The sequence below is a fragment of the Shouchella shacheensis genome, from assembly GCF_001484965.1.
In the GTDB taxonomy this organism is placed as follows: domain Bacteria; phylum Bacillota; class Bacilli; order Bacillales; family Bacillaceae_D; genus Shouchella; species Shouchella shacheensis.
Genome location: NZ_LLYY01000014.1, coordinates 46,262 through 61,347, shown reverse-complemented (window position 1 = coordinate 61,347; position 15,086 = coordinate 46,262). Strand labels below are relative to the sequence as shown.

The following is a 15,086-nucleotide window of genomic DNA, read 5'->3' as shown; positions in this document are numbered from 1 at the left end:
AGAACTATTGCCCGGGAAACCATTGATATTTTTGCATTTTCCTAATGTGAAAAGGAGGCTGTACTGCTGCTGCAACTAGGAAAGCGCGCGGGGATCGCCAGCGTTTTGCCAGCAGGTTACTTGAATGGAGAAAAACATTTTGGTTGTAGACGATGAAAAGCCGATTGCGGATATATTAAAATTCAACTTAGAAAAAGAAGGGTTTGAAGTCTCCGTTGCGTATGACGGGAACGAAGCTTTAGAACGAGTGAGGGAAAAAAAGCCGGATTTAATCCTGCTTGACATCATGCTCCCGTATAAGGACGGAATGGAAGTGTGTCGCGAGGTTCGCAAGCAGTATGATATCCCTATTATTATGCTAACGGCTAAGGATTCGGAGATTGATAAGGTTCTTGGTCTTGAACTTGGCGCGGACGACTACGTGACGAAGCCATTCAGCACAAGGGAGCTGCTCGCGCGGGTGAAAGCGAACTTGCGCCGGCAACAAGTGAAAGCGGAAGAATCCACCGCTTCGCCTACTGAAATTGCGATTGGAGAGTTGTCGATTCTACCGGAAGCCTATCAAGTGAAAAAGCGCAATGAACTGGTGGAGCTAACGCATCGTGAGTTTGAGCTGATTCATTATCTGGGCAAGCACCTTGGGCAAGTGATGACGCGAGAGCATTTGCTGCAGGCAGTGTGGGGCTATGACTACTTTGGAGACGTACGTACGGTGGATGTGACGGTCAGGCGACTGCGTGAGAAGGTGGAAGACAACCCAAGCTACCCGGTTTGGATTATGACGAGACGTGGAGTGGGCTATTATCTTGCCTTGCCAGAAGTGCAGGAGCAGGGGTAAATGGAGCGGAATGTCGGCTTCTTTAAATCGATTCGCTTTAAACTCATCATCATCTACGTATTGCTGATTGTTGTGGCGATGCAGATAATCGGCGTCTATTTTTCCAGGCAGCTGGAACAGCAGTTGCTTGAAAATCATGACACGATGGTTGAGGATCGGATCAAAGTGCTTGCAACGGGCGTGACACAGGAACTCGCAAAGCCGGAGGATGAACAGAACCTCGCGGGACTGCTGCGCAGCACGTTCAACCTTGACGATGCCAAGGCGCAGTTTGTGAATATGGATAGTGTGATTGAGGCGAGTTCAGACATCGCGGATTCCGATGTGATCGGACAGCAGAGGCCAGATGGTGTGGTGAAGCGTGCGCTCTTATTTGAAGAAGGAGATTTCATCGAACTGAGTGATGACGGCGAGCGCTTCTTCGTGTATGCGGAACCTGTCCGTTCCGAAAGCGGGGAAGAAGTGATTGGCGCGATCTACGTGGAGTCTTCGGTTGAGGGCGTTCATGCGCATGTATCGGAAATTAATAATATCTTTATAACCGCCACTGTGATTTCGCTTTTGATCACGGCGGTGCTTGTGATTTTGCTTGCCCGAACAATTACGGCTCCGATTCTTGACATGCGAAAGCAGGCCTTGCGCATGGGCCATGGCGATTTCACAAAGCATGTTCACGTCCATAGCACAGATGAGATTGGCCAACTGGCGATGTCGTTTAATGAACTAACGAAAAAGCTTCATGACACCACATTAATGCGGGACCGCGAGCAAAAACGCTTAAAATCGGTCCTCGCTCATATGACGGACGGAGTCGTTGCCACCGACCAAAACGGCGACGTCATTTTGCTGAACCGCCGAGCGGAAGAGCTGTTAGGGGTGTCGCTTAAACAGATGATGCAAAAGCCGCTTACTGAAGTGTTAAAGCTAGGGGACTCATTTACCATCTATGACTTGTACAATCAGTCGGACTCGGTGTTAATTGATAAGAGCAGTGAAGAGGAGCCGTTTGTTCTCGAAGCGAGCTTCTCCGTGATTCAAGAGGAGGATGGGCCGATTAACGGGCTGATTAGCGTCCTTCATGACGTGACGGAAAAAGAAAAGATTGAAGAGGAACGCCGCGAGTTTGTCGCCAATGTCTCGCATGAGCTACGAACGCCTCTGACCACCATGAAAAGCTATCTTGAAGCACTGGCGGACGGGGCCCTAAGTGATGAGGAGATTGCCCCTCGGTTTCTTGGCGTCACTCAAAATGAAACGGAGCGTATGATTCGTCTTGTGAATGACTTGCTACAGCTTTCGAAAATAGATAGTCAGGATTATCGCCTGAAGATGAACTGGGTGGACCTTGGCAGCTTTCTTCATGAAGTGGTGGATCGCTTTGAGATCATCGCTACGGAGAAAAACATTCACTTTCACCGCCACATCGTGAAGCAGCCAATGTATGCACACATAGACTCAGATAAAATCACACAAGTACTTGATAATATTATATCGAACGCGATGAAGTATTCGCCAAAAGGTGGCAATGTGACCGTTACACTCTTGCACCAGGAAAATAAAGCACGTATCAGCATCGCCGATGAAGGCTTAGGGATCCCACAAGAAGCTCAAAAGAAGATCTTTGAACGCTTTTATCGGGTCGATAAGGCACGCGCCAGAACGGTCGGCGGAACAGGGTTGGGTCTAGCGATCGCCCAAGAATACGTACACGCGCATGACGGAGACATCTGGGTGCATAGTGAGTACAACCAAGGAACGACGATTTACGTCACACTGCCATATTCCACATTTAAGGGGGGAATAGGGTGAAGTACGAACGAACGAAAACAGGCGTGTTAATTGGACTCATTACGCTCAGTTTTTTTCTCACCTATCAGCTATGGACCTTTCAGCCAAGCAGTGGCCCCCTAGCTGAGACCACGCAGGAGGTTGTTGACAACGATCTTGGCGAGGGTCGGATTTTCACGGAGCTTGTGCAGCCAGAACAGATCGTTTTCCACCGGGGGGAAGAACACTCGATCCTTCCGAGGGGGTCGCAATTGTTTACAGATGTCTATGAAGCGCTGCTAGAAACAGGGTTAGGAAACCAAACGATCATGGAACCAGCGGTGGCAGGGCAAGGAATTGAAATCATTTTTCCGGACGCGATCCCTAGAGAAATGTTCATTCAGCTCTTTGATTTAAACCCGGATGAGGTCTCTCTGCCAATCCGTGATGTCGATCGCCTCCTTGTGTATGAGAACGTCGAAAGCCAGCAAGTGAATCTCCAACTCGCTTCGAATCGAGAAGAACAGGTGATCAACATCGAAACAACAATGGGTCCCACCGAATTAAGCGAGCTTCTCCTTTTGAATGAGGAGGAGAGGCCAGCTGAGGTTGTCAAAGAGTCGGAAAGCGAAGAGATGCTACTAAGAGAGACCCTGTATACGACGGTAACCGAAGAGACGATGCGACCTGAGACCTACAGGGTGGAAACCATGCCGGTCGGCCAGTTTAACGATCTCCTTTTCAACGAAGAAGCGACTAGGCAAAACGTTACGTCGGACAGAGTCTATACGGCCGGAAGCCGCATGGTTAGAACCAATTCGAATGGGACGTTCTTAGAGTACCGCAATCCGCTGTATTCAAGTGATCCAGAGAGAAGCAGCACCCATATAGCGGAAAGAGCGATTGATTATGTCAATAGCAATGGCGGATGGACCGATGAGTACGCGCTGAGCCGTTGGACGGACGATGGCAATTCTGAACACGCGGAATTCCGCTTTTCCTTAAACCATGTCCCCGTCTATACGTACCGGGGAGAAGGTCAAATGATAATGGAAGTAAGGCGTGTCGGCCTGCAGATGACAGATTACAACCGGCCGATCTTCTACTTGAACAACGAACCTCTAGAGGAAGATGGAAAAGTAGAGCTGCCCGCAGGGGTTGAGGTAATGGAACGGTTACAGGATCAGCCGTCGTTCGAGCTAGACAAGCTCACCAACTTGCAGATCGGCTATCACATGAGCGCCCCGAATACGAGCTTTGTTTCTGTAGAGCCGGCTTGGTTCTATGAGTACGAGGGTGAGTGGAAACGGGTTTCATTTGCGCAGGAGAACGACTATGAATTGGAATAGGACAAAGTCAATTTTCATTGTGACCTTCCTGTTCTTGAACGTCTTTCTCGGTTGGCAGTTGCTCGACAAGTACCAAAGCAGCCAGATTGATACGAGACCGTCAAGCACGATCGAGGAAACGCTAGAAGAGGAAAATAATATTGCTCTCCCCGACGAGCTACCAGAGGGAGAGCGAACACCCAGTGTAGTTGTGGGCGATTTAGAAGTATTCGAGGAAAGCGAACTTGAGGGTTTACCGAGTCAAGACATACGCCTAGACCCGTCGTTGACCACCATCTCCTCGGAGCTAGATGAACCATTTGACATCGAGCCGAGTGAACAAGATGATTCGACAAGCCTCTCTAGCGAACTGGCTTCTTTTCTCACGACCTATGTTCGGGGAGGAGATCAGTACACCTATAGCCGGTTTGATGAGGGAAATGGGCTTGTTTATTTTAATCAGGTCTATGAGGGGAAGACGACGTATCTCTATGGAACGGACGAGCCGCTTGTTCTTTCCCTGAATGAGGACGGAGAGATTACGGGGTATGAGCAGCGCCGCTACCAATTTGAAGAAAATCAGGGGCCTAGAGAGATGGCCTCCAGCTTGCGGGCGATTGAAGTGCTGTTGAACACCCAGAACATCCAACGAAACGATCGAGTGGAAGATGTCGAACTTGGCTATCACAGTTTCTTTTTGGAGGATCTTAGTGTAGAAGTCTTCGCGCCCATGTGGAAAATCACGGTGGAAAATGAAGAAGGCACCGAGGAGCTGCTTGTGGATGCCACTCGCGAAGAGGCCATCGGCAATGTCGAGGAATTGGCGCCAAATGAGGAGGACGAAGAAGACGAGCAGGAAAACGGGGAAATCGAGGAGACGCAGGCGAGGACGTAGGCAATTCTAGGCAGGGAGATGAGGAGTGTGGCTTTGCGATTTAGTGTGCTGGCCAGTGGCAGTACCGGCAACGCAATGTATGTAGAAACGGGGTCTAAGCGTGTGCTCATCGATGCTGGGCTCAGTGGAAAGAAAATGGATGAGCTCTTTCATCGCATTGATCGTGACCCGAAAAAACTCGACGCTGTGCTTGTCACCCATGAGCACAGCGATCATATAAAAGGAGTCGGGATTTTTGCACGCAAACACCGGCTCCCCATCTATGCGAATGAGAAAACATGGAAAGCGATGGACACGTCCATTGGGCAAATTCCACTCGAACAAAAATTCGCCTTTGAACGCGGCGAGGTAAAATCGTTCGCTGATCTTGAAATCGAATCCTTTGGCGTCTCTCATGATGCGGCGAGCCCGATGTTCTTTGTTTTTCGCCACGAAGGCCGCAAACTTGTACTCGCTACCGATATGGGCTATGTGAGCGAACGAATCAAAGCAACGATTGAAGGCGCAGACATGTATGTGTTTGAGTCCAACCATGACTTGAACATGCTTCGCGTGGGTCGCTATCCGTGGAATGTCAAACGCCGGATATTAAGCGATCTCGGGCATGTATCGAATGAAGACTCCGCTCTTGCCTTAAACGATGTTATTAGCGACAACACCTCCCGCATTTATCTGGCCCACTTAAGCCTGGATAACAACATGAAGGACCTTGCTCGCCTTACCGTTGAACAGACGCTGAAGCAGGAAGGACATCGGATTGGCGAATCGCTAGCGCTGTATGACACGGACCCCCTTACCCCAACACCACTAGCGGTCGTTTAATAGTTGAGAAAAACGTGTATACCTATACTAGGCTTTTTACAAAATTGACGCATAAGTTATCAATGATTGTTAAAAGGGAATCAAAAATCTTCGAAAAGTCAAGCGCAGCCTAGACCTTTCCACACAGTAGGGTATACTAAAGGTATTAAGCTTAGGATTGCAAATAGCGTAGGGGGGCAAAGAATCAATGGGTTATTATGATCAAGATAGAGAGTCTAGATACAATGAACCACGCAAACGCTCATCGATGTGGTCAGCCTTCGGAGGGGCGGTGATTGGCGGGGTACTTGTGCTGATCGCTTCACCTGTGATGTCGAGTCTGGGAGCGGGACTGGACGATGAGCCAAGTGAATCGGGTACAAATAACGAGGATGTGCAAAACGAGACGCCCGTAGCGGAGAATACCATCAATTTAGATGTGAATTCCGCCGTGACGGATGCCGTTGAAGGCGTGTCTGATTCGGTTGTTGGGGTCCTCAATATGCAGCAGAACGATTTATTTGGAACGGGAGAAAACAGCGAGCAGGGCACGGGCTCAGGCGTGATTTATAAAAAAGAAGGCGACAGTGCCTATGTGGTGACAAACAACCATGTGATTGAAGGCGCCTCAGAAGTGGAAGTCGCCTTAACCGACGGCACACGCGTCGAAGCGGAAGTGCTTGGGAACGATGAGTTGACGGATCTGGCCGTCCTGCTCATCGACGGTGAGAATGTGGACACCGTGGCAGAGTTTGGGGATTCAGATTCCCTTAGGTCCGGAGAACCAGCGGTCGCCATCGGCAATCCACTCGGGCTTGAGTTTGCAAGTACCGTGACCCAAGGCATTATTAGTGCCACGGAGCGCAGCATCCCTGTCGACCTTACTGGAGACGGCCAAGTCGACTGGAATGCCGAAGTGCTGCAAACCGATGCAGCGATCAACCCTGGGAACAGCGGTGGGGCGCTCGTGAATATTAACGGGGAAGTCATCGGCATTAACTCCATGAAAATTGCCGGTCAAACAGAGGGCATCGGCTTTGCAATTCCATCCTCCATCGTGCAGCCAATCATCGAAGACATTGAAACCCACGGAGAAGTTCGCAGGCCGCAGCTTGGCATCACCCTCCGCTCACTCGCGGAAATTCCAAGCGCCCACTGGCAAGAAACGCTGAACCTACCGGAAGATGTGACCGACGGAATTATTGTCACAGGTGTCGCACCGAACTCTTCAGCCGCAGATGCCGGCATCCAAGAACGTGACGTGATCACAGGCGTCAACGGCGAAGACATTGAAGACGGGCAAGGGCTTCGTAAAATTCTTTACACAGACGTAGAAGTGGGCGACACCCTCTCGCTTACGCTGTACCGTGACGGCGAAGAGCAAACCGTAGACGTCACGCTTGAGGAACAGCAAGACATTTAACCGCATGTGGAAAAAAGCGCGCCTTCGGGGTGCGCTTTTTTTGTGTTTTTGTCCAGCTCCGGCGGGAAGAAGCTTGAGATTTTTCAGTCCTGCCCTGAAATCCAAAATCGGGATTTCAAGTAGCAGGCCTTCCAAAATTCTCGCTTCTGGTCGACCCGCCTGCGCATGTCGATCTGGGGATAAGGCGGGAGGGGTATGGTATAATGACAGCGGATGAGAAAGGAAGGATACGATGATTTACGCATGCGACGAACATATAGAATTAGCGCTAGACGTGGCCGTGGACGAGTTTGAAGTAGCGCCGGTGATTGAAAAAATAAGCGGTGCGCAGCGTGCAGCTCCCACATGCAGCTACTGCACCCAACAAGCCGTCTACACTGTCACGAAATAATTAGATATACACACTGTTGATATGTGGATAAATTTTGTGGATAAACTATGTAATTCGCAGCGAAAGGAGTTATGCACAACGTGAATATCTCGATAGTTACGGTAGGAAAACTGAAAGAAAAGTACTTAAAACATGGAATCGACGAGTACATAAAGAGGCTCGGAGCCTATGCCAAGGTTCAGGTGATTGAAGTTGCCGATGAAAAAGCACCGGAAACCCTTAGTGAGCAGGACATGCGGATCGTTAAGCAAAAAGAGGGAGAGCGGCTCTTAGCGAAGATTTCCGGTGATGCCTATGTGATTGTGCTCGCGATTGAGGGGAAGATGAAAACCTCCGAGCAGCTGGCCGCGGACTTGGAGAAGCTAGCGACTCACGGGAGAAGCAAGGTGGTATTTGTGATCGGCGGGTCGCTGGGGCTGTCGGAGGAAGTGCTGGCCCGGGCGGACGAGAAATTGAGCTTTTCGAAAATGACGTTTCCGCACCAGCTGATGCGCCTTGTGCTTGTGGAGCAGGTGTACCGGAGTTTTCGGATTGTGAGGGGGGAGCCTTATCATAAGTAGTGGTAAAACTGAAAGGGACTTTCTTTCAAAAACGGGCGGAAATTGTTAGTAAGGAGCTGGAGTGAAGGCTATCGTTATAATTTCGCCTGAAACCTAAGATAAATCATTTTCATAAACTATTACAACAAGAACATGGCAACTCAGATAGGGGGAATTCATGCCATTATTGATTAGTTAGGTCTTTATTCCGTTGTGGAATGAAAATACAAAAGAATTCATTGAGTTCTCTTTCGGATGCATTGTATAGTTATAATTATGGAAGGAGTTAAAAGTATTGAGTGTATTTTCTACAGCATGGGTTGATGGTAGAATAGAAGATATTGATAAATTAATTCGAGAAAACAATAATAGTAAGTTTATGTTTGTATTGGATACGAATTTTGCCATAATGGCTAGATATTACGTTGAAGATGACTCCTATTTTGAAAAATACTATGGTAGCCAAAAAACTGATTTTGAGAAGGTAATTAATATAGTTAAGAAATATGCATCTAGAATCATATATGCGCTAGCATGTGAGGAAGCATCCAGATCAAAAACTACTGGGAATATCGATCCGCAAAAATACAAATTAATGGTAGAATGGATCGGCAAAGTATTTGATTTAGATTTCAGGGGGGATGTTTTGTCAACGAATGAGTTGATAAGGGACGAAGTTAAATACACTAAAATCCCAATTTTACTTAATAATGGGCTATTCAAAAAGCAAACTGTGATTGCATATACAACTATTTTAAAGGCATATCTACTTAAACATTTTGATAACCGAGATAATAAGCTAAAGATAAAACAATTGTTTCATTATATGGCAAATGAAATAAATACCTTTTCACCAGTAGGAACATCATTTGTTATCCACTATTTAGAAAAAGAATTGATGGAAAATGTGAATTAAAAAAGCTTAATGTAGTTTTAACAGAATGCATTATTATAGCGTGATAATTTAGATAAAATATGGTTAGGTCCTCATGTATTAATGAGGTATTGTAGGCACTTATAAGAATTTAAAAGAATAAATTTCTAAATGGAGGTGCATAAAATGACTTCGAATATCAAACAGATTCTTGAAAATAAGTTGAAGACTTTTGATACGTTACCTTTTTTATTCGTTGGAGCGGGGTTATCGCGGAGGTATTTGCAGACAGAGAGTTGGGATGGCTTATTAGAGAACTATGCAAGAATTGCAAAGAAATCAGACTTTGGTTACCGTATGTACAAAGAGGATTTAAAAACCTCGTAACTCCTGTTGGTGAAAATCCTAAAATTGCCTCTCTTATTGAACATGATTTTAATAAGAGATGGTTACATGACCCACAGTATAAGAGAGCTAGAAAGCGCCATAAGGAAGCGGCGTTGGCAGGGATCTCGCCTTTTAAAATAGATATTGCAGAAGACTTAAAGAGCAAACAAGAGAATTTCAACTCTGAATACCAAGAGGAGATAGATCTCTTTAAGAATCTCAGCAGTAAGCATATATCTGGAATCCTGTTTTAATGATTACGACGTATTTATTGGTCAGGAAGAACTAATTTTCTCTGTAATTCAAGGAATAGCAGAGATTTATAAAATTCATGGGTGTGTAACACAACCAGAATCTATTGTTATAAACGAAGAGGATTATAAAGAGTTTATAAATAAGAATGCCTACCTAGCTTCCAAAATTCTCACTTTATTTTTAGAGCATCCAATCATTTTTATTGGTTATTCAATAAATGATCCGAATATCGAAGAAATATTATCTTCAATTGTTGAATGTTTAAATGAAGACCAATTGGAAATTCTTAGGGATCGTTTTATATTTGTAGAGTGGAATAATTCTGATGATCCAGATAGGATTAGTACTTTCCAAAAAAGTTTTAAAAACGGTAAAAGAATTGATATGACTTACTTATATATAAAAGATTATTCTTGGTTTTATGAATCATTAACACTAATACAATCCAAGTATAAGGCGCCAATTTTAAGAAAGCTTAAAAGTGAAATCTATGATTTAGTCTTGTCAAATGAGCCTAAACAAAGTCTACAGGTAATGAATCTAGAAGATGATAAATTAGAGGATTTAGAAATTGTCGTAGGTGTTGGAGTTATTAGGTATTTTGCTGAAAAGGGCTATGAAGGAGTATCTGTTAAGGAAATTTATGAGGATATAATATTTGACAATAAAAACTTTGACCCAGTATTGATTGTCGAAAAGGCTCTTCCAACTTTATTAAGGCGGCATAGTAATAGTATACCTATTTATAAATATATCAAAGACTATGAAGAACCTTTGCCCGAACAAATAGAAAAGGAAATAAAGACTGAACTAAAACAATTTTTAAACAAAGGATTAATTAATAGGAGTAGGACTGTTAATATTGAGCATAGATCTGTTAATGCGATAGCTGAGGAATTTGAGTTAGCTAGAAGTTTAGAATATATCTGTTTTCTTAGCGAGGAAGAGATTAATTTAGATGAACTTTGCAATTTTTTACAGACAACATTTAATGAGACCCCAAATATTTTAGAAATACAAACTAGACAAATAGCAACTAATTTTAGAAGAGTAGTTAAAATTTATGACTTTTTGCGGTATAAAAATTAAAAGCCCGAGAATTTGTGGTAAGGATTGAGACTTACGACAGATTCCGGGGCTTCTTACTTGAACGCAATGATTTACAGCAAGAACAAAATCTCTCGCGATAAACAAATACGTTGTTCAATATTTTATGTAATTTTAAATTACCATATGCATAGAAAGACGTCAAATGAAAAAAGTATTATATAGGGATCTTACCAATGAGAAGTTATCGATTAAGATAACCCGGCCTTATCGTGATTCCATTTTACAAAATGCGAGACTCTTCTCCTTCGTTCGACACGTTGTGTACGTTTTCTTGGAAATTCCAACACCCCCTCCCTCCCCCAATTCCCATTGCTCATTTCAGCGCTTTCATGGTATAATTTAAAAGACGCATGAACACGGTTGTCACCATTTTGACACGAGATAGCGACCCTATTGTCGGTTAAATTGGGAACAAGAATATTCAATTGATTTACTGTTGGCCAATAGTAGCGAATCCTGCTATTTCTCTAACCGTTGATCTTCGTGAACGAATGGGCGACCTCTATTCGTTTACGTGAGGTCAACGGTTTTTATGTTGAAAAGGAAATCTGCGTTACATTGCTTCTGCCTCTAACAATTCCATAAAGAAAGTTGGTTGTTAGAATGGCATTTCATCCACCTAAAGAAACAGCGAAACGAGCGATGGGGAATGGCGAAACGAAGGCTCATTTACCGGTATCGACGTCCCTCCTTCTTGGATTTCTAGGGGGAGCGTTCATCGCTTTTGGGTTTTTATTGACGATCCGAGTCACCGCCAATCTACCGGAGGAAATTTGGGGCTCCCTGTCGTTACTGATTGGCGGGGCGGTCTTCCCGGTCGGTCTCGTCCTCGTCTTACTTGCTGGCGGGGAGTTACTGACAGGCAACATGATGGCGCTCCCCATGACGAGGTTTTCTGGAAAGATTAAGACGATTGATGTCGTGAAAAACTGGTCGCTTCTAACCGTCAGCAATTTTGTTGGCGCGGTTTTCGTCGCCTACGTTTTTGGGCATATTCTTGGCTTGACGGAAACGGGGCTTTTCTTAGAGAAAACGGTCGCTACGGCTGGAGCCAAAATTGACGATTCCTTTCTTCAGGCGTTTATTTCCGGGATTGGGGCCAATTGGTTGGTGTGTTTAGCGGTCTGGATTTGCTATAGTGCCGATAATGTCGCTGGAAAATTGTTAGGAATTTGGTTTCCGATTATGGCGTTTGTGGCGATTGGTTTTCAGCATGTGGTCGCCAATATGTTTGTGATCCCAGCGGCTATTTTTGCTGGCTACTTCGGCTGGTGGGACTACGTGATGAACTTTGTTCCCGTCTTTCTCGGCAATGCCGTCGGCGGCGCCCTTTTTGTGGGCGGGTTTTACTGGATGGCCTATGTAAGAGAAAAAGAGCAAAAGCCCCTCCACAGCAAGCTAAACGATTCATCTTCGTTTAGTGATATGGTACCATCTAAAATACACAAAGGGTGACTCTTTGAAGAGGGGAACCACTCCGCTCTTTTTTGTCTTCCTTTTTGAACACGCACGTTACGCAGGAGGGCACTATGAATAAGTATGAGGCAGAATTCAGTAACCTAGTTCGCTCTTTCAGAAAGAAGCATATGGGAAAAGGACCAAGTAAAATTACAACAACGTTTTGCAAGAACTGGGCGATCTGCGAAATGGAAGGCAATCTATCACCAGTGGAAAAATTCATGGCTACAGCCGATGAGGGGAAACAGCTGCTCCGCGCGGCACGCACGGAAATGGTGAAAGATATGTATCGAAAGAATCCACCGCTCGAGATGGAAGAGTTGTTAGGATGCAAGTATGTCGACTTGTTTGTGGACATTGATATTCCTCGTGATTTTGGCATGTCCATCTTTATTTTTAATGAGAATATAGAAGAGAAATTTTCCACATAAATGAGCTTTGACACTTAGTAGCGACCCTGCAAAAGACGTAACCACCGTCGTTTTTGTTTCTAACAAAAGGATGGACGGTGGTTTTTATTTGAAACGAGGAGGAGCAAACATGGGAGATACGAAACACCAAGGACCGATGAAACTGTCGAAAAAGCCCGCCCCAGAGCATTGGGTGAGTCCGATTCCCTTTGGTCTAGGCAAGGTGAAACCGAAACATATTCGAGATACGATGAAAGTGATGTGGGACAACAAAGACAATCTCAATTACGCGAAAAACATCCTTACCAAAGGGGTGTGTGATGGCTGTGCCTTAGGGGTTTCAGGCTTGCAAGACCAAACCCTCAAGGGGCCGCATATCTGTACGACTCGGCTGAATGTGCTGCGTCTAAACACAATGCCTGCGATGAAGGAAGAAGTGGTGCACGCAGACATTGATGAGCTAAAGAAATACAAGAGCGAAGAGTTGCGTGAGTTAGGGCGAATTCCATACCCGTTGATTCGTCGCAAGGGGGAACGAACATTTTCCCGTCTCGGTTGGGACGAAGCGATGGATATGATCGCTGAGAAGATGAAACGATTGGACCCTAAGCAATATGGCTTTTATTTAACTTCAAGAGGGATCACCAATGAGTCTTATTATGTAGCGGCAAAGGTCTCTCGTTTTCTTGGAACCAACCATATTGACAACGCTTCTCGTATTTGCCATTCCCCTTCGAAGACAGCGCTTAAACGGTCGATCGGGGTGGGCGCAAGCAGTGCCAACTATCAAGATTGGATTGGCACGGATGTGCTCCTATTCTGGGGGTCGGTGGCTTCGAACAGTTCTCCGGTTTCTACAAAGTATATGCTGGCAGCGAAGAAAAAAGGGACAAAAATTATTGTGATCAATCCATACCGAGAGCCGGCGATGGATGAATATTGGGTTCCTTCGAATGCGGAATCAGCCCTCTTTGGTACAAAGGTCGCGGATGATTTCTATCAAATCAATATTGGTGGGGATATTGCGTTCATGCATGGCATCATGAAGCACTGGTTCGAGATGGAAGAATCCGAACAGGGTTCGGCGATTAACCATGCCTTTGTTCACGAACATGTGAATCATTATGAGGAGCTTCAAGCGAAAGTGCAAGCTCAGTCTTGGGAAGAGATTGTGAAGTCTTCAGGGATTGCCAAAGAAAGAATCATCGAGCTGGCTGAACTTTTGGCAAACAGCAAAAGCGCGGTCTATGCGTGGGCGCTCGGGTTAACGATGCATTCCTTTGCCACGGACAATATTTCCCAAGTCGCCAACCTCGCCCTCCTGCGCGGTCACTTAGGGCGCAAGCATGCCGGCCTGATGCCGTTCCGTGGGCATTCCAGTGTCCAAGGGTCTGGCGAAATGGGCGCCGATCCGTTTGTTCTTCCTGGCGGAGGCTGGGACGCCGAGAACGTCAAGCGAATCGAAAACCTCTGGAACTTTACGCTTCCGAGATGGCAAGGCGACATTGTTGGAGTGTCTCTTGAGAATGCGATGCTGCCAAAGGATCACGAACGAAAGCTAAAACTGTATTATATGAGCGGCGGGAATTTCTTAGAAACGATGCCAAATCCTCACTTCATTGAGAAGGCATTGTCTGAATTAGACATCCGCGTGCATCAGGACATTATCTTTAATACGTCGACACTGGTGGAGGCGAAGGAAGCGGTGATTGTGCTTCCAGCCAAGACGCGGTATGAACAAGACGGAGGCGGAACGTCGACGTCGACGGAACGAATGGTGTATTTCTCTCCTGAAATTGAAGGCAATAAACAGCTAGTCGAAGAAGCACGAGCCGAATGGAAAATTTACATTGACCTGGCCAAACGGGTCAAACCCCAAACCGCGCACCTCGTTGATTTTAAAGACGGGCAAGCGATCCGCGACGAAATCGCCCTCGCCAATAAAGACTATGATGGCGTTCAACATCTGAAAAAACAAGGCGACGTGTTCCAATGGGGAGGCGCGTGGTTATGCGAAGGGGGCGTTTGCCCAACGCCTGATGGAAAAGGAAATTTGATTTCGGTCGATATTCCAAACTTGAATAAACCAGAGGGCACGTTCTATATTACGACGCGGCGTGGCAAACAGTTCAACTCGATGGTCTACAAAGAGACCGATCCATTTAACGCGGCTGGTCGCTACGATGTTCTCATGAGCGAAGACGATGCAAGGAAGCTGAACATTGCCAACGGAGAAGCCGTCGTCGTCTATAATCAGCACGGCACCTTTCAAGGAAAGGCTCATGTTGCGGAGATTGCGAGTGGCAATGTGGGGCTTCATTTCCCCGAAGGCAACTTCTTAATTCCAAAAGGGATTTATGACGGACCTTCAGGGATTCCTCAATACAGTGTCGCTGTCAAAGTGGAAAAAGCCGAGCGCTTTCATGCCAAGAAAGACGTGGATTACTTGGAGAAACGAATCGACGACTTGGAAATGGTCGCTGATTAAACGAAGCCGTGGGCCTGATCTCTTTTCCCTAGAGATCGGGTCTAATTGAGTTTAATGGCTTTGTCATAGGCTCAAGCTCTGTTAGTCTTTTTGCTTCCATTTGATAAAGAGAAAAAGCTTCA

Annotated in this window: 14 protein-coding genes; all 14 read left to right on the top strand. The window is 45.8% G+C overall.

The features are described 5' to 3' along the window. The first annotated feature begins 124 nt into the window (after positions 1-124). The 14 genes from yycF (at position 125) to AVZ68_RS13345 (ending at position 14,964) form a co-directional block, all read left to right on the top strand. Positions 125-838, top strand: a complete 714-nt coding sequence (yycF, locus tag AVZ68_RS13405) for a response regulator YycF (protein ID WP_059105071.1) — start codon at positions 125-127, stop codon at positions 836-838. Beyond that, positions 839-2,647: a cell wall metabolism sensor histidine kinase WalK gene (walK, locus tag AVZ68_RS13400; protein WP_059105070.1), complete on the top strand. Its 1,809-nt coding sequence runs from the start codon at positions 839-841 to the stop codon at positions 2,645-2,647. Then, positions 2,644-3,954 carry a YycH family regulatory protein gene (locus AVZ68_RS13395; RefSeq protein ID WP_059105069.1) on the top strand — a complete coding sequence of 437 codons (1,311 nt, stop codon included), beginning with the start codon at positions 2,644-2,646 and terminating at the stop codon, positions 3,952-3,954. The genes walK and AVZ68_RS13395 overlap by 4 nt, the downstream gene beginning before the upstream one ends. After that, entirely contained in the window at positions 3,941-4,828 is an 888-nt protein-coding gene (locus tag AVZ68_RS13390) for a two-component system regulatory protein YycI (RefSeq protein WP_059105068.1), read from the top strand. The genes AVZ68_RS13395 and AVZ68_RS13390 overlap by 14 nt, the downstream gene beginning before the upstream one ends. Positions 4,829-4,855: 27 nt before the next feature. Then, positions 4,856-5,650 carry an MBL fold metallo-hydrolase gene (locus AVZ68_RS13385; protein WP_059105067.1) on the top strand — a complete coding sequence of 265 codons (795 nt, stop codon included), beginning with the start codon at positions 4,856-4,858 and terminating at the stop codon, positions 5,648-5,650. Between the two features lie 187 nt (positions 5,651-5,837). Continuing rightward, on the top strand, positions 5,838-7,052 hold the full coding sequence (locus tag AVZ68_RS13380) for a S1C family serine protease (RefSeq protein WP_059105066.1): 1,215 nt from the start codon (positions 5,838-5,840) through the stop codon (positions 7,050-7,052). 232 nt (positions 7,053-7,284) lie between these two features. Next, entirely contained in the window at positions 7,285-7,443 is a 159-nt protein-coding gene (locus AVZ68_RS19910; RefSeq protein ID WP_082676597.1) for a CxxH/CxxC protein, read from the top strand. An 80-nt stretch (positions 7,444-7,523) separates the two neighbouring features. Beyond that, positions 7,524-8,003 carry a 23S rRNA (pseudouridine(1915)-N(3))-methyltransferase RlmH gene (rlmH, locus tag AVZ68_RS13375; RefSeq protein WP_059105065.1) on the top strand — a complete coding sequence of 160 codons (480 nt, stop codon included), beginning with the start codon at positions 7,524-7,526 and terminating at the stop codon, positions 8,001-8,003. 274 nt (positions 8,004-8,277) lie between these two features. Further along, on the top strand, positions 8,278-8,898 hold the full coding sequence (locus AVZ68_RS13370; protein WP_059105064.1) for a hypothetical protein: 621 nt from the start codon (positions 8,278-8,280) through the stop codon (positions 8,896-8,898). Between the two features lie 254 nt (positions 8,899-9,152). Then, positions 9,153-9,497 (top strand): hypothetical protein, encoded by a 345-nt coding sequence (locus tag AVZ68_RS20310; protein WP_157404664.1) that lies wholly within the window; start codon positions 9,153-9,155, stop codon positions 9,495-9,497. Then, positions 9,448-10,587 carry an SIR2 family protein gene (locus tag AVZ68_RS13360; RefSeq protein WP_082676595.1) on the top strand — a complete coding sequence of 380 codons (1,140 nt, stop codon included), beginning with the start codon at positions 9,448-9,450 and terminating at the stop codon, positions 10,585-10,587. The genes AVZ68_RS20310 and AVZ68_RS13360 overlap by 50 nt, the downstream gene beginning before the upstream one ends. Positions 10,588-11,211: 624 nt before the next feature. Further along, positions 11,212-12,063, top strand: a complete 852-nt coding sequence (locus AVZ68_RS13355) for a formate/nitrite transporter family protein (RefSeq protein ID WP_059105061.1) — start codon at positions 11,212-11,214, stop codon at positions 12,061-12,063. A 74-nt stretch (positions 12,064-12,137) separates the two neighbouring features. After that, positions 12,138-12,497, top strand: a complete 360-nt coding sequence (locus tag AVZ68_RS13350) for a Na-translocating system protein MpsC family protein (protein ID WP_059105060.1) — start codon at positions 12,138-12,140, stop codon at positions 12,495-12,497. A gap of 109 nt (positions 12,498-12,606) precedes the next feature. Beyond that, on the top strand, positions 12,607-14,964 hold the full coding sequence (locus AVZ68_RS13345; RefSeq protein WP_059105059.1) for an FdhF/YdeP family oxidoreductase: 2,358 nt from the start codon (positions 12,607-12,609) through the stop codon (positions 14,962-14,964). The last annotated feature ends 122 nt before the right edge of the window (positions 14,965-15,086 follow it).

What these genes read in the sequence shown, in the direction of transcription:
- yycF (WP_059105071.1), top strand. Translation starts at nt 125, where the DNA reads ATGGAGAAAAACATTTTGGTTGTAGACGATGAAAAGCCGATTGCGGAT.
- walK (WP_059105070.1), top strand. Translation starts at nt 839, where the DNA reads ATGGAGCGGAATGTCGGCTTCTTTAAATCGATTCGCTTTAAACTCATC.
- AVZ68_RS13390 (WP_059105068.1), top strand. Translation starts at nt 3,941, where the DNA reads ATGAATTGGAATAGGACAAAGTCAATTTTCATTGTGACCTTCCTGTTC.
- AVZ68_RS13380 (WP_059105066.1), top strand. Translation starts at nt 5,838, where the DNA reads ATGGGTTATTATGATCAAGATAGAGAGTCTAGATACAATGAACCACGC.
- AVZ68_RS19910 (WP_082676597.1), top strand. Translation starts at nt 7,285, where the DNA reads ATGATTTACGCATGCGACGAACATATAGAATTAGCGCTAGACGTGGCC.
- AVZ68_RS13355 (WP_059105061.1), top strand. Translation starts at nt 11,212, where the DNA reads ATGGCATTTCATCCACCTAAAGAAACAGCGAAACGAGCGATGGGGAAT.
- AVZ68_RS13350 (WP_059105060.1), top strand. Translation starts at nt 12,138, where the DNA reads ATGAATAAGTATGAGGCAGAATTCAGTAACCTAGTTCGCTCTTTCAGA.
- AVZ68_RS13345 (WP_059105059.1), top strand. Translation starts at nt 12,607, where the DNA reads ATGGGAGATACGAAACACCAAGGACCGATGAAACTGTCGAAAAAGCCC.